The organism is Mesorhizobium sp. 128a (assembly GCF_053848025.1).
Map to the genome: position 1 here is coordinate 42,205 of NZ_JBSPKY010000022.1, position 16,862 is coordinate 59,066.

The 16,862-nt window shown below is 63.0% G+C and carries 16 protein-coding genes; 15 read left to right on the forward strand and 1 reads right to left on the reverse strand.

All coding sequences use genetic code 11. The features are described 5' to 3' along the window. Positions 1–7 precede the first annotated feature (7 nt). From nuoF to ACWTU9_RS28125, 13 genes are all read left to right on the forward strand, one after another. A complete protein-coding gene (nuoF, locus tag ACWTU9_RS28065; RefSeq protein WP_192257651.1) occupies positions 8–1,312 on the forward strand; it encodes an NADH-quinone oxidoreductase subunit NuoF in 1,305 nt (434 codons plus the stop codon). Between the two features lie 82 nt (positions 1,313–1,394). After that, entirely contained in the window at positions 1,395–2,087 is a 693-nt protein-coding gene (locus tag ACWTU9_RS28070; protein WP_455861156.1) for an NADH-ubiquinone dehydrogenase, read from the forward strand. 9 nt (positions 2,088–2,096) lie between these two features. Beyond that, the gene (locus ACWTU9_RS28075; protein ID WP_455861157.1) at positions 2,097–2,378 is read left to right on the forward strand and encodes a pentapeptide repeat-containing protein; all 282 of its coding nucleotides are present in this window, start codon (positions 2,097–2,099) and stop codon (positions 2,376–2,378) included. Continuing rightward, positions 2,378–4,459, forward strand: coding sequence for an NADH-quinone oxidoreductase subunit NuoG (gene nuoG / locus ACWTU9_RS28080; RefSeq protein ID WP_455861158.1), 2,082 nt, complete (start codon positions 2,378–2,380; stop codon positions 4,457–4,459). The genes ACWTU9_RS28075 and nuoG overlap by 1 nt, the downstream gene beginning before the upstream one ends. Positions 4,460–4,461: 2 nt before the next feature. Further along, positions 4,462–5,505, forward strand: a complete 1,044-nt coding sequence (nuoH, locus tag ACWTU9_RS28085) for an NADH-quinone oxidoreductase subunit NuoH (protein WP_455861159.1) — start codon at positions 4,462–4,464, stop codon at positions 5,503–5,505. Further along, on the forward strand, positions 5,505–5,996 hold the full coding sequence (nuoI, locus tag ACWTU9_RS28090) for an NADH-quinone oxidoreductase subunit NuoI (protein ID WP_455861160.1): 492 nt from the start codon (positions 5,505–5,507) through the stop codon (positions 5,994–5,996). The genes nuoH and nuoI overlap by 1 nt, the downstream gene beginning before the upstream one ends. Before the next feature lie 124 nt (positions 5,997–6,120). Continuing rightward, positions 6,121–6,741 carry an NADH-quinone oxidoreductase subunit J gene (locus ACWTU9_RS28095; protein WP_455861161.1) on the forward strand — a complete coding sequence of 207 codons (621 nt, stop codon included), beginning with the start codon at positions 6,121–6,123 and terminating at the stop codon, positions 6,739–6,741. A gap of 1 nt (position 6,742) precedes the next feature. Beyond that, positions 6,743–7,051 carry an NADH-quinone oxidoreductase subunit NuoK gene (gene nuoK, locus ACWTU9_RS28100; RefSeq protein WP_454587910.1) on the forward strand — a complete coding sequence of 103 codons (309 nt, stop codon included), beginning with the start codon at positions 6,743–6,745 and terminating at the stop codon, positions 7,049–7,051. 10 nt (positions 7,052–7,061) lie between these two features. Further along, a complete protein-coding gene (gene nuoL, locus ACWTU9_RS28105; RefSeq protein WP_455861162.1) occupies positions 7,062–9,035 on the forward strand; it encodes an NADH-quinone oxidoreductase subunit L in 1,974 nt (657 codons plus the stop codon). Beyond that, entirely contained in the window at positions 9,035–10,540 is a 1,506-nt protein-coding gene (locus ACWTU9_RS28110; protein ID WP_455861163.1) for an NADH-quinone oxidoreductase subunit M, read from the forward strand. Before nuoL ends, ACWTU9_RS28110 begins: the two co-directional genes overlap by 1 nt. Before the next feature lie 18 nt (positions 10,541–10,558). Further along, on the forward strand, positions 10,559–11,995 hold the full coding sequence (nuoN, locus tag ACWTU9_RS28115; protein WP_455861164.1) for an NADH-quinone oxidoreductase subunit NuoN: 1,437 nt from the start codon (positions 10,559–10,561) through the stop codon (positions 11,993–11,995). A 5-nt stretch (positions 11,996–12,000) separates the two neighbouring features. Continuing rightward, positions 12,001–12,822, forward strand: a complete 822-nt coding sequence (locus ACWTU9_RS28120) for a biotin--[acetyl-CoA-carboxylase] ligase (protein ID WP_455861165.1) — start codon at positions 12,001–12,003, stop codon at positions 12,820–12,822. Positions 12,823–12,915: 93 nt separating this feature from the next. Next, positions 12,916–14,586, forward strand: a complete 1,671-nt coding sequence (locus ACWTU9_RS28125) for a ribonuclease J (RefSeq protein ID WP_455861166.1) — start codon at positions 12,916–12,918, stop codon at positions 14,584–14,586. Between the two features lie 18 nt (positions 14,587–14,604). Here the strand turns inward: ACWTU9_RS28125 and ACWTU9_RS28130 are convergent, their stop codons facing one another. Then, entirely contained in the window at positions 14,605–15,447 is an 843-nt protein-coding gene (locus ACWTU9_RS28130; RefSeq protein ID WP_455861167.1) for an MBL fold metallo-hydrolase, read from the reverse strand. 133 nt (positions 15,448–15,580) lie between these two features. Here ACWTU9_RS28130 and mce point away from each other — a divergent pair, with 133 nt between their 5' ends. Both mce and ACWTU9_RS28140 read left to right on the forward strand, forming a co-directional pair. Beyond that, complete coding sequence (mce, locus tag ACWTU9_RS28135) at positions 15,581–15,985, forward strand: methylmalonyl-CoA epimerase (protein WP_112618677.1); 405 nt, start codon at positions 15,581–15,583, stop codon at positions 15,983–15,985. Continuing rightward, a complete protein-coding gene (locus ACWTU9_RS28140) occupies positions 15,982–16,266 on the forward strand; it encodes a DUF1467 family protein (protein WP_454577556.1) in 285 nt (94 codons plus the stop codon). Before mce ends, ACWTU9_RS28140 begins: the two co-directional genes overlap by 4 nt. Positions 16,267–16,862: the final 596 nt, after the last annotated feature.

Sequence of the window (16,862 nt, forward strand, 5' to 3'; positions counted from 1 at the left end):
ACGAACAATGCTTCAGGATAAAGACCGCATCTTCAACAACATCTACGGCCTCTTCGACAAGTCGCTGGCCGGCGCCATGGCGCGTGGCGCCTGGGACAACACGCCCGGCATCATCGCCAAGGGGCGCGAATGGATCGTCAACGAGATGAAGGCGTCCGGCCTGCGCGGCCGTGGCGGCGCCGGCTTCCCGACCGGGCTGAAATGGTCGTTCATGCCCAAGCAGAGCGACGGAAGGCCGAGCTATCTCGTTGTCAACGCTGACGAATCCGAGCCAGGCACGTGCAAGGACCGCGACATTCTGCGCAACGATCCGCACACGCTGGTCGAGGGCTCGTTCATCGCCGGTTTCGCCATGGGCGCGGTCGCCGCCTACATTTATGTGCGCGGCGAGTTCGTCCGCGAGCGCGAGGCGCTGCAGCGCGCCATCGACGAGGCCTATGAGGCCAAGCTGATCGGCAAGAACAACACGTCCGGCTACGATTTCGATATCTACATGCATCACGGCGCCGGCGCCTACATCTGCGGCGAGGAAACGGCACTTCTGGAAAGCCTCGAAGGCAAGAAGGGCCAGCCGCGCCTGAAGCCGCCATTCCCGGCCAATGTCGGCTTGTACGGTTGTCCGACAACGGTGAACAATGTCGAATCGATCGCAGTGGCGCCGACCATTTTGCGCCGGGGTGCGGCCTGGTTCTCATCCTTCGGCCGGCCCAATAATGTCGGCACCAAGCTGTTTTGCATCTCGGGCCACGTCAACAATCCGTGTACCGTCGAAGAAGCGATGTCGATCCCGTTCCGCGAGCTGATCGAGACGCATTGCGGCGGCATTCGCGGCGGCTGGGACAATCTGCTCGCGGTCATTCCGGGCGGCGCTTCGGTGCCGCTGGTTCCGGCCGAGCAGATCATCGACGCGCCGATGGATTTCGACGCGCTGCGCGACCTCAAATCGGGCCTCGGCACGGCTGCTGTCATCGTCATGGACAAGTCGACCGATATCGTGAAGGCGATCGCAAGGCTTTCCTATTTCTACAAGCACGAAAGCTGCGGCCAGTGCACGCCGTGCCGCGAGGGCACCGGCTGGATGTGGCGGGTGATGGAGCGGCTGGTGCGCGGGGAAGCACAGAAGCGCGAGATCGACATGCTGCTCGACGTCACCAAGCAGGTGGAAGGCCACACGATCTGCGCGCTGGGCGATGCGGCGGCATGGCCAATCCAGGGCCTGATGCGGCATTTCCGCGGCGAGGTGGAGCGGCGCATCGACGAGTTTTCCCGCAACGCGCACCGGGCCGAACCGGTGATGGTGGCGGCGGAATAGACGACGACTTTTGAAATACGGGCGCAAGCCCAAGACTAAAGGCATGGGGCGGGGCAAACGAAGAAACGACCAGGAGAATTCTATGGCGCCGTATTCGAACCCTTTGATGCCCAATTTGGACCAGCTTGAGAAGATGAACCAGGATTTGACCAGGATGATGCCGAAGGAGATGGCCAGCGCCGTCAACCTTCTCGCGCATCCTGTCGCCGGTGCCGCCGCCATGTCGGCGCTGGGCTTCGGCCTCGCCAACCATGCCTTTGGCGTTTGGCTGGGCGCCTTGTCGGGCGCGGCCGAGGCTTCGCAGCGGATTTTCCAGCCGATCATCGACGATTTCGACCAGCGCGCCGAGCGTTACTCGGAGACCGCCCCCGCCACCAAGGCGCGCGCCGCGACCAAGACCCTGATCGCCGAGGCGCAGACCTTTGCCCAGGACGTGACCGATATTGCCGCCCGCACCGTCAATGCCGAGCCGGAGAAGGCGGATCCGGTTGCCGAAGACGCGGCGACCGGGTTGATGCCGGAGGATTTCAGGCAGCCCAAGACCATTGCCCGTCCGTCCAAGCCGTCGGATCTCAAGGCAATAACGGGCGTCGGGCCGAAGCTGGAAAAAGTGCTGAACGGCCTCGGCATCTGGACCTTTGGCCAGGTCGCTGCGTGGACGCCGGAAGAGATCGCCTGGGTCGAGGATTACCTGTCGCTCAAGGGCCGCATCGGCCGCGACGAGTGGACCCGCCAGGCGGCGGCGCTGACGCTCGCCGCCAAGGCGAAGAGGTAGGGGGCAGGTATGGATGTCCACGACAGGAGCGAAGTTCTCGATGTGCGTAATGCCATCGTCAGCAACTCCAGATTTGACGATGTGAACCTGTCGAACACGCAGTTTCACAACGTCAACCTGTCGGCGGCCGTGGTGGACGACGCGAACCTCTCGAACGCGTTTTTCACCAATGTGAATATGAGCAACGTGAAGATAGAAAACGCTGAAGTCGCCGGCATGATGATCAATGGCATCAGGTTGCGCGATCTGTTTCAGGCATATGAGACGGCGCAGACCGCCGGGGGCAATTGATGGCAAAGCTCAAGGTCGACGGGAAAGAAATCACTGTACCCGACCACTACACGCTGCTGCAGGCGGCCGAGGACGCGGGCGCGGAAGTGCCGCGCTTCTGCTTCCATGAGCGGCTGTCGATCGCCGGCAATTGCCGCATGTGCCTGATCGAGGTGAAGGGCGGACCGCCCAAGCCGCAGGCCTCCTGTGCCATGGGCGTGCGCGACCTGCGCCCGGGCCCGAATGGCGAAACGCCGGAAATCTTCACCAACACGCCGATGGTCAAGAAGGCCCGGGAAGGCGTGATGGAATTCCTGCTGATCAACCATCCGCTGGATTGTCCGATCTGCGACCAGGGCGGCGAATGCGACCTGCAGGACCAGGCCATGGCCTTCGGCGTCGATTCCTCGCGCTATCACGAGAACAAGCGCGCCGTCGAAGACAAGTATATCGGCCCGCTGGTCAAGACGGTGATGAACCGCTGCATCCACTGCACGCGCTGCGTCCGCTTCACCACGGAAGTTGCCGGCATTTCCGAGCTCGGCCTGATCGGCCGCGGCGAGGATGCCGAGATCACCACCTATCTCGAAAGCGCCATGACCTCGGAGCTGCAGGGCAACGTCATCGACCTTTGCCCGGTCGGCGCGCTGACCTCAAAGCCGTTCGCCTTCCAGGCGCGGCCGTGGGAGCTCACCAAGACCGAATCCATCGACGTGATGGACGCCGTCGGCTCGGCGATCCGCGTCGATAGCCGCGGCCGCGAAGTGATGCGCATCCTGCCGCGCGTCAACGAGGCGGTGAACGAGGAGTGGATTTCCGACAAGACCCGTTTCATCTGGGACGGCCTGCGCACGCAGCGCCTCGATCGCCCCTATGTGCGCAAGGACGGCAAGCTCGCCCCCGCAAGCTGGGCGGAAGCGTTCGCCGCGATCAAGGATGCGGTGTCCAAGGCTGCGCCCGAAAAGATTGGCGCGATTGCCGGCGATCTGGCTGCGGTTGAGGAAATCTACGCGCTGAAGCAGCTCATGGCTTCGCTCGGCTCGAAGAACACCGATTGCCGCCAGGATGGCGCAGCACTCGATCCGGCGCTGGGCCGCGCCAGCTACATCTTCAACCCGACCATCGAGGGCATCGAGCTGGCCGACGCTGTGCTGATCATCGGCGCCAATCCGCGCTTCGAGGCCTCGGTGCTCAACGCCCGCATCCGCAAGCGCTGGCGCATCGGCAATCTGCCGGTCGGCGTCATTGGCGAGGTCGGCGACACACGTTATGAATACGAGCAGCTAGGCGCCGGTCCGGAATCGCTGAAGGATCTGGCCGACGGCAACGGCAAGTTCTTCCAGGTGCTGAAGAAGGCGACGCATCCGCTGATCATTGTCGGCCAGGGCGCGTTGGCGCGCGCCGACGGAGCCGCCGTGCTCGGCCAGGCGGCCAAGCTCGCCGCTGCCCTCAACGCGGCGCGGGCCGACTGGAACGGCTTTGCCGTGCTGCACAATGCGGCGGCCCGCGTCGGCGGCCTCGATGTCGGATTCGTACCGGGCGAGGGCGGCAAGAATGTCGCCGGCATGCTCGGCGACAGCGACGTGCTGTTCCTGCTCGGCGCCGACGAGATCGACATGTCAAAGACCGGCGGCGCCTTCGTCGTCTATGTCGGCACCCATGGTGACGCCGGCGCGCATCGCGCCAATGTCATCCTGCCGGGCGCCGCGTACACCGAAAAGTCAGGCACCTATGTCAACACCGAGGGACGCGTGCAGCAGACCAACCGCGCCGGCTTCGCGCCGGGCGATGCGCGCGAAGACTGGGCCATCATGCGGGCGCTGTCAGATGTGCTGGGCAAGAAGCTGCCCTTCGATTCGCTGCAGCAACTGCGCGCCAAGCTCTATGGCGAATATCCGCATCTCGCCCGCATCGACCATGTCGAGGCAGGCAGTGCCGATGATATCGCCAAGGTGGCGAAGCTCGGCGGGCGGCTGAACAAGGGCACTTTCACCTCGCCGGTCGCGGATTTCTATCTGACCAACCCGATCGCACGGGCCTCCGCCGTCATGGCGGAATGCTCGGCGCTGGCGAAGAGCGGCTTCAAGCAGGCGGCGGAATAAGCATGGACACTTTCTTCTCCCTCTATGTGGTGCCGGCGTTCTGGATTGTGGCCGAGTCGGTGCTCCTCATCGTTGTCCTGCTCATCGGCGTCGCCTATCTGCTTTATGCCGACCGCAAGATCTGGGCGGCGGTGCAGCTGCGCCGCGGCCCGAACGTCGTCGGCCCCTGGGGCACGCTGCAGGCCTTCGCCGACCTGTTGAAATTCGTGTTCAAGGAGCCGGTGATCCCGTCCGGCGCCAACAAGGGCGTTTTTCTCCTGGCGCCATTGGTTTCCGCCGTGCTGGCGATCTCGGCCTGGGCGGTTATCCCCGTCAGCGATGGCTGGGCGATCGCCAACGTCAATGTCGGCATCCTCTACGTCTTCGCCATCTCCTCGCTCGAAGTCTATGGCGTGATCATGGGCGGCTGGGCGTCCAACTCGAAATACCCGTTCCTCGGCGCGCTGCGCTCGGCGGCGCAAATGGTGTCCTACGAAGTCTCGATCGGCTTCGTCATCGTCACCGTGCTTCTGTGCGTTGGCTCACTCAACCTGTCGGACATCGTCATGTCGCAACAGGACGGCCTGGGCACCAAGCTTGGCCTGTCCAACACCTTCCTCGACTGGCATTGGCTGTCGCTGTTCCCGATGTTCGTCATCTTCTTCATCTCGGCGCTGGCCGAAACCAACCGGCCGCCCTTCGACCTCGTGGAAGCCGAATCGGAACTTGTTGCCGGTCACATGGTCGAATATTCCTCGACGCCGTTCCTGCTGTTCTTCCTCGGCGAATATGTCGCAGTGGTGCTGATGTGCGCGCTGGCGACGATCCTGTTCCTCGGCGGCTGGCTGCCGCCGTTCGACTTCGCGCCCTTCACCTGGGTGCCCGGCGTGATCTGGTTCGTGCTCAAGATCTGCCTGATGTTCTTCATGTTCTCGATGGTGAAGGCCTTCGTGCCGCGCTACCGCTACGACCAGCTGATGCGGCTGGGCTGGAAGGTCTTCCTGCCGATCTCGCTGGCGATGGTGGTTCTCACCGCAGCCTTCCTCAAGATCACGGGGTTTGCGTGATGTCCGCTCTCGGCCAAGCCGCCAAATCGCTGCTGCTGCAGGATTTCGTCAGCGCCTTCTTCCTGTCGGTGCGCCAATTCTTCGCGCCGAAGGAGACGATCAACTATCCGCACGAGAAGGGGCCGGTCAGCCCGCGCTTCCGTGGCGAGCACGCGCTGCGCCGCTATCCCAATGGCGAGGAACGCTGCATCGCCTGCAAGCTGTGCGAAGCGATCTGCCCGGCGCAGGCGATCACCATCGAGGCCGGCCCGCGCCGCAATGACGGCACGCGGCGCACCGTGCGCTACGACATCGACATGGTGAAGTGCATCTATTGCGGCTTCTGCCAGGAAGCCTGCCCGGTCGATGCCATCGTCGAGGGACCGAATTTCGAATTCGCGACGGAGACGCGCGAGGAACTTTACTACGACAAGGACAGGCTGCTGGCGAATGGCGACCGGTGGGAGCGCGAACTGGCGCGCAACATCTCGCTGGACTCGCCCTACCGCTGACATTTGACGCATGGACGGGGCGAGGGGCCTCGTCTAAGGAACACGCAACTTGCCGGCCGGAGGCGGTCGCAAATATCGAACAGGACGAGCGTCCTGTTTCGGACAGGAACCCGGGGGATCCCCAATGCTGAGTGGACTAGAGGCGGCCTTTTTCTACCTCTTCGCCTTTGTCGCGGTGGCGTCGGCCTTCATGGTCATTTCGTCGCGTAACCCCGTGCATTCCGTGCTGTTCCTGATCCTGACCTTCTTCAATGCCGCCGGCCTGTTCATGCTGACCGGCGCCGAGTTCCTGGCGATGATCCTGCTCGTCGTCTATGTCGGCGCCGTGATGGTGCTGTTCCTGTTCGTCGTCATGATGCTCGATGTCGACTTCGCCGAGATGAAGGAGGGTGCCCTGCAGTATGCGCCTGTCGGCGCGCTGGTCGGGTTGATCCTGGCGGCGGAGCTGATCGTGGTGCTCGGCGGCTACACCTTCGCGCCGCAACTGGCGTCGCCTGTCTCAAAGCCCATTCCGGATCTCGCCGCGCGGACAAACACGGCCGCCCTCGGCGACATCCTCTATACGGACTACCTCTACTACTTCCAGATTTCGGGCCTCGTGCTGCTGGTCGCCATGATCGGCGCCATCGTGCTGACGCTGCGTCACAAGGAAGGGGTCAAGCGGCAGTCGATCGCAGCCCAGGTCGGCCGCACGCCGGCAACGGGCATGGAAATCCGCAAGGTCAAGTCGGGCGAGGGGCTCTGAGATGGTCGTCGGCATCGCACATTACTTGACCGTATCGGCGATCCTGTTCACGCTCGGCGTGTTCGGCATCTTCCTGAACCGCAGGAACATCATTGTCATCCTGATGTCGGTCGAGCTGATCCTGTTGGCGGTCAACATCAATTTCGTCGCCTTTTCGGCGGCACTCGGCGATCTCGTCGGACAGGTCTTCGCCCTGTTCGTGCTGACGGTCGCTGCCGCCGAAGCGGCTATCGGACTTGCCATTCTCGTCGTCTTCTTCCGCAACCGCGGCTCGATCGCGGTCGAAGACGTGAACCAGATGAAGGGTTGACGGGGCTAACATGTATCAAGCGATCGTCTTCCTTCCGCTGCTCGGCTTCCTGATCGTCGGCCTGTTCGGCAATTCGCTCGGCGCCAAGGCATCCGAATACATCACCTCGGGCTTCCTGGTGATCTCTGCCGTGCTGTCCTGGGTCGCCTTCTTCTCCGTCGGCTTCGGCGAAGGCGAAGTGTTCACCGTGCCGGTGCTGCGCTGGATCCAGTCCGGCGGCCTCGACGCCTCCTGGGCGCTCAGGGTCGATACGCTGACCGTGGTGATGCTGGTCGTCGTCAACACCGTTTCGGCGCTGGTCCACATCTACTCGATCGGCTACATGCACCACGATCCGAACCGGCCGCGCTTCTTTGCCTATCTGTCGCTGTTCACCTTCGCCATGCTGATGCTGGTGACGGCCGACAATCTGGTGCAGATGTTCTTCGGCTGGGAAGGGGTGGGTCTCGCCTCCTATCTGCTGATCGGCTTCTGGTACAAAAAACCATCGGCCAACGCTGCCGCCATCAAGGCCTTCGTCGTCAATCGCGTCGGCGATTTCGGCTTCGCTCTCGGCATTTTCGGCGTCTTCGTTTTGTTCGGCTCGGTCAATCTCGGCACCATCTTTGCCAATGCCGCGACCTTCATTCCGGCCGAAGGCGCTGAGCACGGTGCTGCTGTGCTGACCTTCCTCGGCTATGCACTCGACAAGCATTCCGCCATGACCATCGTCTGCCTGCTGCTGTTCATGGGCGCCATGGGCAAGTCGGCGCAGGTGCCGTTGCACACCTGGCTGCCGGACGCCATGGAGGGCCCGACGCCGGTCTCCGCGCTCATCCATGCCGCCACCATGGTGACCGCCGGCGTGTTCATGCTGGCGCGCCTGTCGCCGCTGTTCGAGCTGTCGCATTCGGCGCTGACGGTGGTGACTTTCATCGGCGCCTTCACCGCTTTCTTCGCCGCCACCGTCGGTCTCGTCCAGAACGACATCAAGCGCGTCATCGCCTATTCGACCTGCTCGCAGCTCGGCTACATGTTTGTAGCGCTCGGCGTCGGCGCCTATGGCGCGGCCATCTTCCATCTGTTCACACATGCCTTCTTCAAGGCGCTGCTGTTCCTCGGTTCGGGCTCGGTCATCCATGCCGTCTCCGACGAGCAGGACATGCGCAGGATGGGTGGTCTCCGGAAGCTCATTCCGAAGACCTACTGGATGATGGTGGTCGGCACGCTGGCGCTGACCGGCGTCGGCATTCCGGTGACAGTCATCGGCACCGCCGGCTTCTTCTCCAAGGATGCCATCATCGAGGCTGCCTTTGCCGGGCACAATTCGGTCGCCGGCCTCGCCTTCATCCTGCTGGTCATCGCGGCCTGCTTCACCTCCTTCTACTCCTGGCGGCTGATCTTCATGACTTTCCACGGCGAGCCGCGGGCGAGCCACGAGGTCATGCACCATGTCCATGAATCGCCGCCGGTGATGCTGGTGCCGCTGTTCATCCTGGCGGCCGGTGCGCTGTTTGCCGGCATCATCTTCCACGGCGCCTTCATCGGCGAGGGCTATGCCGAGTTCTGGAAGGTGTCGCTGTTCACGCTGCCGGACAACCACATCCTGCACGAGATCCACGAACTGCCCTTGTGGGTCGAGCTGGCACCGTTCGTCGCCATGGTCATCGGCTTTGCCGTCGCCTGGAAGTTCTACATACGCTCGCCGGAATTGCCCCGGAGTGTGGCCGCCAACCATCGCCTGCTCTACGCCTTCCTGCTCAACAAGTGGTATTTCGACGAGCTCTATGACGTGGTGTTCGTGCGCCCTGCCAAGGCGCTGGGCCGGTTCCTGTGGAAGACCGGCGATGGCGCCATCATTGATGGGCTCGGTCCGGACGGAGTATCGGCGCGCGTCGTCGACGTCACCAACCGCGTCGTCAAGCTGCAGACCGGCTACCTCTATCACTATGCCTTCGCCATGCTGATCGGCGTGGCCGCACTCGTCACCTGGATGATGCTCTGATGACCGCCGTGCCAATCCTCTCGCTGGTCACCTTCCTGCCGCTGGTGGGTGTGCTGCTGATCCTGCCGATCAGGGATGACAGCCCGAATGCGCGCCGCAACATCCGCGCCATCGCATTCTCGACGACGGCATTCGTCTTCCTGGTGTCGCTGTTCATCTGGACCGGCTTCGACAATTCTCAGGCCGGCTTCCAGTTCGTCGAGAAATACGCCTGGCTGGATTCCGGCATCTCCTACCATATGGGCGTCGACGGCATTTCGATGCTGTTCGTCATCCTGACGACGTTCCTGATGCCGCTCTGCATCCTGGCGTCGTGGGAAGCGATCGACAAGCGCGTCAAGGCCTACATGATTGCCTTCCTGCTCCTGGAAACGCTGATGATCGGCGTGTTCTGCGCGCTCGACATCGTGCTGTTCTACGTCTTCTTCGAAGCCGGCCTGATCCCGATGTTCATCATCATCGGCGTCTGGGGCGGCAAGCGCCGCGTCTATGCCTCGTTCAAGTTCTTCCTCTACACGCTCGCCGGCTCGGTGCTGATGCTGCTCGCCATCATGGCGATGTTCTTCCAGTCCGGCACCACCGACATCCCGACGCTTCTGACGCACAATTTCCCGGCCAATATGCAGACCTGGCTATGGCTGGCCTTCTTCGCCTCCTTCGCGGTGAAGATGCCGATGTGGCCGGTGCACACCTGGCTGCCCGACGCTCACGTCGAAGCGCCGACGGCCGGTTCGGTGATCCTGGCCGCCATCCTTCTGAAGATGGGCGGGTACGGCTTCCTGCGCTTCTCCCTGCCGATGTTCCCGCTGGCGTCGGAGATGTTTGCGCCGCTGGTGTTCACGCTGTCGGTCGTTGCCATCATCTACACCTCGCTGGTGGCGCTGATGCAGGAGGACATGAAAAAGCTGATCGCCTATTCCTCAGTCGCCCATATGGGCTTCGTCACCATGGGCATCTTCGCCATGAACCAGGAAGGCGTGCAGGGCGCGATCTTCCAGATGCTCAGTCACGGCCTCGTCTCCGGCGCGCTGTTCCTGTGCGTCGGCGTCATCTACGACCGCATGCATACGCGCGAGATCGACGCCTATGGCGGGCTGGTCAACAACATGCCGAAATACGCCACCGTGTTCATGGTCTTCACCATGGCCAATGTCGGCCTGCCCGGCACGTCAGGTTTCGTCGGCGAATTCCTCACCATGCTTGGCGTGTTCAAGGTCAACACCTGGGTGGCCTTCTTCGCCGCCACCGGCGTCATCCTGTCGGCGGCTTACGCGCTCTGGCTCTACCGGCGGGTGATCTTCGGCGCGCTGACCAAGGAAAGCCTGAAGGGTCTGCTCGATCTCTCGACGCGCGAGAAGGCGATCATCTACCCGCTGGTCGTGCTGGTCATCTTCTTCGGCGTCTATCCCGCCCCCGTCTTCGATGCCACGGCCCAGTCGGTCAAGGCGCTCGTCACCAATGTCACCGCATCCATCGGCGCCGCGCAGACCGCGGCGGCGAACTGACCAGAGGTTTTGCGAACCATGACGCCGGACCTTTATTCCAGCCTTTCGCTCTCGACGCCGGAGCTGATCCTCGCCATCGGCGCGCTGGCGCTCTTGATGGTCGGCGCCTATTCGCGCGCCAACATGGTCAACCTGGTAACAGGCCTTGCCGTCGGGGTGCTGGTGATCGCCGGCCTATGGCTGGTCTTTTCCACGGGGCAGGGCAGCGCCTACGGCAACGCCTTCATCCAGGATCCGTTCTCGCGCTTCATGAAGGTGCTGTCGCTGGTCGGTTCGGCGGTGACGCTGGTGATGTCGATGCGCTTCGCAAAGCAGGAGCATTTCGACAAGTTCGAATACCCCGTGCTGATCCTGCTGTGCACGCTCGGCATGATGCTGATGATCTCGGCCAACGGCATGATCGGGCTCTATCTCGGCCTCGAACTGCAATCGCTGGCGATCTACGTGCTGGCTGCGATCAACCGCGACAATCTGCGTTCGACCGAAGCCGGCCTGAAGTACTTTGTGCTGGGCGCGCTGTCGTCGGGCATGCTGCTCTACGGCATCAGCCTGGTCTACGGCTATACCGGCAATGTCGGCTTCCAGGAAATCGCCTCGGCGCTCGGCAGCGGCGAACGCCAACTTGGCCTCGTCGTCGGCCTGGTCTTCGTGCTCGCCGGTCTCGCTTTCAAGATTTCGGCGGTGCCGTTCCATATGTGGACGCCGGATGTCTATGAGGGCGCACCGACGCCGGTCACCGCCTTCCTGGCGGCAGCCCCCAAGATGGCGGCGATGGCGCTGATCGTGCGCGTCACCATGGGCGCCTTCAAGCCGATCGCCTCGGACTGGCAGCAGATCATCGTCTTCATTTCGATCGCCTCGATGGCGCTCGGCGCCTTTGCCGCGATCGGCCAGACCAACATCAAGCGGCTGATGGCGTACTCCTCGATCGGCCATATGGGCTACGCGCTGGTCGGCCTTGCCGCCAACAGCGAGGCCGGCGTGCGCGGCGTCGCCATCTACATGCTGATCTATCTGGTGATGACGCTCGGCACCTTCGCCTTCATCCTCGCCATGCGGCGCAAGGAAGGCAATGTCGAGCAGATCAGCGATCTGGCCGGTCTATCCTCGACCAACCCGATCATGGCGACGATCCTGACCATCCTGATGTTCTCGCTGGCCGGCATCCCGCCGCTCGCCGGTTTCTGGGGGAAGTGGTACGTCTTCCTCGCCGCCATCAACGCCAACCTCTATGCGCTGGCGATCATCGGCGTGCTGGCCTCGGTCGTGGGCGCTTATTACTACCTGCGCATCATCAAGATCATGTGGTTCGACGAACCCGCCGGCGGCTTCGTGCCGATGGCCAGCGAACTGCGCCTCGTACTCGGCGTCAGTGGCGCCTTCGTGCTGTTCTATGTGCTGATCGGCGGTCCGATCGCGACCTACGCCGAAGCCGCCGCCAAGACATTTTTCTGAGCGGGATGGCATTTCGGCTGGCTCCAACCTCCGAGACGGAAGGGTTCCGGCTCGAGGTCCATGACAGTATCGGCTCCACCAATACGGTGGCACTGGACCATGCAAGGGCAGGTGACCCCGGCAAATTGTGGGTCGTTTCCAAGAAGCAGGAAAGCGGGCGCGGCCGGCGTGGCCGTGCCTGGGTATCGCCCGAAGGCAATCTGGCAGCGACTTTGCTCGTCATCACCGGCGGTGAGCTTCGCCTTGCCGCGACGCTGGGTTTCGTCGCCGGCCTGTCGCTGGCCGATGCGCTCGAGGCCGTCGTGCCGAAGGGCAGGATCGCAATCGGCTTCGATGGCGGCAGTGAGGGCAAAAACCGCTTCGAGCTGAAATGGCCGAACGATGTGCTGGCGTCCGGCGCCAAGCTGGCCGGCATCCTGCTGGAATCGGCCATTCTCGACGGCGGCCGCTTCGCGGTGGCGGTCGGCATCGGCGTCAATGTGGTGGCACATCCCACTGATATGCCGTATCCGGCGACATCGCTGCAGGCGCTTGGCGCTGCATGCGATGCCGAAACGCTTTTTCTGGCGCTGTCGGATGCCTGGACCGACAATGCCCGGCTGTGGGATGACGGACGCGGGCTCGACGCCATCAGGCGGCGCTGGTTGGCGCGCGCGGCCGGGCTTGGCGGCGAGGTTGCTGTCAGGATTGACGGGAATGTCGTGCGCGGTACCTTCGAGACCATTGACGAGGACTGCCGTTTCGTGATCCGCGATGATGAGGGGTCGGTCGTGACGGTCGCCGCCGGCGACGTGCATTTCGGCGCAGTAGCGTCGGCAAAAGTTTAGGGGCTGGCCCCACATGGGGTAGAGCATGATGTTATCCGAAAACCGCTCACACTTTTCGGCATCATGCTCTAGTGGCCAGGAAGGGAAAGATTGATGGCGAAAGCGCAAAACGCCGAACTCGTCTTCGTGCCGCTCGGCGGCGTCGGCGAGATCGGCATGAACTTCGCCCTTTACGGCTACGGGCCGCCCAGTGCGCGCGAATGGATCGTCGTCGATGTCGGCGTGACCTTTCCCGACGCGGCGCATCCGGGCGTCGACCTGATCCTGCCTGACACACGCTTCATCGAGGAGAACCTCGCCGGCCTGCGCGGCATCATCATCACCCACGCGCATGAAGACCATTACGGCGCGCTGCTCGACACCTGGCCGAAGCTGAAGGCGCCGGTGTGGATGACGCCGTTCAGCGCCGGCCTGCTGGACGCAAAGCGACAGGGCGAGCAGGGCGCGCCGAAAATCCCGGTGACGATCTACCGGGCAGGCGAAAAGTTCACCGTCGGGCCGTTCGAGATCGAGGCCATTCCGGTGGCGCACTCCATCCCCGAGCCGATGTCGCTGGCCATCACCTCGCCGGCCGGTACGGTCATCCATACCGGCGACTGGAAGATCGATCCGGAGCCGACGATCGGCCCCAAAACCGACGAGGCGCGTTTCCGCGCCTACGGCGACAAGGGCGTGCTGGCGCTGGTCTGCGATTCGACCAATGCGCTGCGCGAAGGCGAATCGCCGTCGGAAGTGGCGGTTGGCGAGGGCCTGAGGGGTGTCATCCAGAGCGCCGTCGGTCGTGTCGCGGTCACCACCTTCTCTTCCAATGTCGGGCGCATCGTCTCGATCGCCAAGGCGGCGCGCGATGCCGGCCGCCAATGCCTGGTGCTCGGCCGCTCGCTGAAGCGGGTCATCGATGTCGCCGACGAACTCGGCTACATGGACGGGCTGCCGGAGTTCATCGCCGAAGAGGATTTCGGTTTCATCCCGCGCGAGAACCTGGTCATCATCTGCACCGGCAGCCAGGGCGAGCCGCTGGCGGCGCTGGCCAAACTGTCGCGCGACGAGATGAAGTCGGTGTCGCTGACGGCCGGCGATACGGTGGTGTTTTCCTCACGCACCATTCCCGGCAACGAGAAGGCGATCCTCGAGATCAAGAACCGGCTCATCGATCTCGGTATCAAGATCATCGAGGACGGTGACGCGCTGGTGCACGTCTCCGGCCATCCCCGCCGCAGCGAATTGCGCAAGATGTATGAATGGGTGCGCCCGCAAATCGGCGTTCCCGTGCATGGCGAAGCCGCACATCTGGTGGCGCAGGGGGCGCTGATGTCGACCTCCGGCATCGGCCAGGTGGCGCAGGTGCGCGACGGCGACATGCTGCGGCTGGCGCCCGGCCCGGCCACGATCATCGACCAGGTGCCGTTTGGCCGCATCTACAAGGATGGCAGGCTGATCGGCACCGACCAGGCGATGGGTATTCGCGACCGGCGCAAGCTGTCGTTCGCAGGCCATGTCGCGGTCAATGTCGTGCTCGACGACAAATATGAGCTCGCCGGCGATCCCGACCTGGTGGCCATCGGCGTCGCCGAGGCGGATGCGCGTGGCGAGAACATGGAAGATCTGATGCTCGACGCGGCTGTCGGTGCGGTGGACTCTATCCCCCGCCAGCGGCGCAAGGACCTCGATCTGGTGCAGGAAGCGGTGCGGCGCGCGGTGCGCGGCGCCGCCAACGAAGCCTGGGGCAAGAAGCCGCTGGTGACGGTGTTCGTCACGAGATAGGCGAAGCCAAGCGCTGGTTCAGCTGGTGGCGGGAAGCCAGCGAAAGGTCCCGTCGACCTGCTCGATGTGCCCGAGACCCGGAAACGGCATATGATAGCCGGCGACAAGCAGCCGGTGTTCGGCGGCCATTTTCAGCAAGCGCTTGCGGGTCTCGACGGCCTGCTCCTTCTCGTCGTCGAGATCGGCCTGCCACTCAGGCCGCTGGATCGAAACGACAGAGTGCAGGAAGGCGTCCGACCAGATGAGCAATTGCTGCCCATCGCTCTCGACGTGAAACGCCAGCAACCCTGGGGAATGGCCGGCGGCTTCGATCGCGGTGATGCCGGGCACGACCTCGTCTCCCGGCGCTACGAATTGCGCCCGGTCGGCAAGGCCGATGCAGACGCGCCGGAACAGGTCGCGGTTGCTCAGCCTGGCTTCGCGCACAGCATCGGCTTCGGTCCAGAAGACGAATTCGGCCGCGCCGAAGACATAGCGCGCCCGGCTGAAGACGGCTTCGCCCTTGTTCATAAGGCCACCGATGTGGTCGGGGTGGCCATGCGTGATGACCACCAAATCGATGTCGGCGGGTTCGAGCCCGAGGTCTTGCAGGCATTGCAGCAGCGAACTGTCGGCGTCGCCGAAACCGGTATCGAACAGGATCTTCTCTGCACCGGTGTCGATCAGCGTCGGGATGAAGCAATGCTCGTATCGGTTGGGATCGATGAAGTTCGACATGGCGAGTTCCCGCACCGCGTCCGGCGATTGTCCAGGGGCGAAGGCAGCCGCGAGATTGTCGCGGAGATCGACGGCGTCGAGCAGGGCGGCGACCTTGAACGAGCCAAGATCGAAGCTGAAAACGCGGAGGCGGGCATCGGACATTGCCGTTTGTACTTCGCCGACACCGATTGGAACAGGCCGGCGGTTCACCCAAGTGCGACCTTGCGCGCCTCCGCAAAGGCTATTGATGTCGGCCGATTTGCCGTAAGACGCCAGAATGGAAGCTGGAGGTTTCATGCTGGGACGCCTGAACCATGTCGCGCTTGCCGTGCCGGATCTGGCTGCGGCGATCGCCGCCTATCGCGATACGCTGGGCGCCCGGGTGACCGCGCCGCAGGCGCTGCCGGAGCACGGCGTGACGGTGGTGTTCGTCGATGTCGGCAACACCAAGATCGAACTGTTGGAGCCGCTGGGCGAAGGCTCGCCGATCGCGGCTTTCCTGGAGAAAAACCCCTCGGGCGGCATGCATCATGTCTGCTATGAGGTCGACGATATCCTTGCCGCGCGCGATCATCTCAAGGCGAGCGGCGCCCGCGTGCTGGGCGACGGCAATCCCAAAACCGGCGCCCACGGCAAGCCGGTGTTGTTCCTGCATCCCAAGGATTTCTTCGGCACGCTGGTCGAACTGGAGCAGGCATGAGCTGGATTTCGTTTGCCGCGCTGTTCTTCATCACATGGTGGCTGATGCTGTTCATCGTGCTGCCGTTCAGCGTGCATACGCAGGATGACGATCACGACGTGACGCTGGGCACGGTTGCCAGCGCCCCGCGCGGGCCGCATATGCTGCGCGCCGTGATCCGTACCACCATCGTCACGGCTGTCGTCATGGGCATTTTCTACGGCCTGACGCATGGGCTGGGTTACAGCCTCGACGAAGTCCCGCACATCATCCCCGAAGCCAGCCAGGCACCGGCTAACTAAAACGTTTCCCGCCGAAAGATCGCATAGGGTGTTTGTGCCTGTTTTCGGAGCACCAAACTCCAGTTTTGTCTCGCCGGCTTGCGAGGCGCCATTCGTGCCCAGGTATGGCCCAGCCGCAATAGAATCACGACCTGGCATCGGCCTGAGGCAGGCTCACGTGATTTGGCAACAGGTCGATCTAACCAGCTGATTGAACAAAAAAAATGCAAGGCACAAGGCCTTGCAATTTAAACGCGTTCCGATCTGTTTTCCGGTTTCCGGCGGCAGCGGGTACCGCGCCTAGATCGCATCCTCCCAAGACTTTGACCGCGTAGGAGAGCAGATTTTTCTCTACCCTCTCGGTTATCGGGGCACACTAGCCTAACCCCGATGAAATTGTCACGCAGAATTTTGCCCGCAAACGGGCAATCCTGTGCTGCACTGCACAATAGTACGGCAGGCTTTGCTTGCGAAACGAACAACACCGGCGCTGCCCAATGAATGTGGCCAGGTGTGCTGTGTCGCTCAGACGCGCAAAGCGTGTGTCAGCACTTTGCAGCCATGCCCGGCACCTTGCATCAAAAGCATTACCGTTTTCGGTTCGAAGGTCTTTGGAA

Coding starts and splice junctions, on each gene's coding strand:
- nuoF (WP_192257651.1), top strand. CDS start 8: ATGCTTCAGGATAAAGACCGCATCTTCAACAACATCTACGGCCTCTTC.
- ACWTU9_RS28070 (WP_455861156.1), top strand. CDS start 1,395: ATGGCGCCGTATTCGAACCCTTTGATGCCCAATTTGGACCAGCTTGAG.
- ACWTU9_RS28075 (WP_455861157.1), top strand. CDS start 2,097: ATGGATGTCCACGACAGGAGCGAAGTTCTCGATGTGCGTAATGCCATC.
- nuoG (WP_455861158.1), top strand. CDS start 2,378: ATGGCAAAGCTCAAGGTCGACGGGAAAGAAATCACTGTACCCGACCAC.
- nuoH (WP_455861159.1), top strand. CDS start 4,462: ATGGACACTTTCTTCTCCCTCTATGTGGTGCCGGCGTTCTGGATTGTG.
- nuoI (WP_455861160.1), top strand. CDS start 5,505: ATGTCCGCTCTCGGCCAAGCCGCCAAATCGCTGCTGCTGCAGGATTTC.
- ACWTU9_RS28095 (WP_455861161.1), top strand. CDS start 6,121: ATGCTGAGTGGACTAGAGGCGGCCTTTTTCTACCTCTTCGCCTTTGTC.
- nuoK (WP_454587910.1), top strand. CDS start 6,743: ATGGTCGTCGGCATCGCACATTACTTGACCGTATCGGCGATCCTGTTC.
- nuoL (WP_455861162.1), top strand. CDS start 7,062: ATGTATCAAGCGATCGTCTTCCTTCCGCTGCTCGGCTTCCTGATCGTC.
- ACWTU9_RS28110 (WP_455861163.1), top strand. CDS start 9,035: ATGACCGCCGTGCCAATCCTCTCGCTGGTCACCTTCCTGCCGCTGGTG.
- nuoN (WP_455861164.1), top strand. CDS start 10,559: ATGACGCCGGACCTTTATTCCAGCCTTTCGCTCTCGACGCCGGAGCTG.
- ACWTU9_RS28120 (WP_455861165.1), top strand. CDS start 12,001: ATGGCATTTCGGCTGGCTCCAACCTCCGAGACGGAAGGGTTCCGGCTC.
- ACWTU9_RS28125 (WP_455861166.1), top strand. CDS start 12,916: ATGGCGAAAGCGCAAAACGCCGAACTCGTCTTCGTGCCGCTCGGCGGC.
- ACWTU9_RS28130 (WP_455861167.1), bottom strand. CDS start 15,447: ATGTCCGATGCCCGCCTCCGCGTTTTCAGCTTCGATCTTGGCTCGTTC.
- mce (WP_112618677.1), top strand. CDS start 15,581: ATGCTGGGACGCCTGAACCATGTCGCGCTTGCCGTGCCGGATCTGGCT.
- ACWTU9_RS28140 (WP_454577556.1), top strand. CDS start 15,982: ATGAGCTGGATTTCGTTTGCCGCGCTGTTCTTCATCACATGGTGGCTG.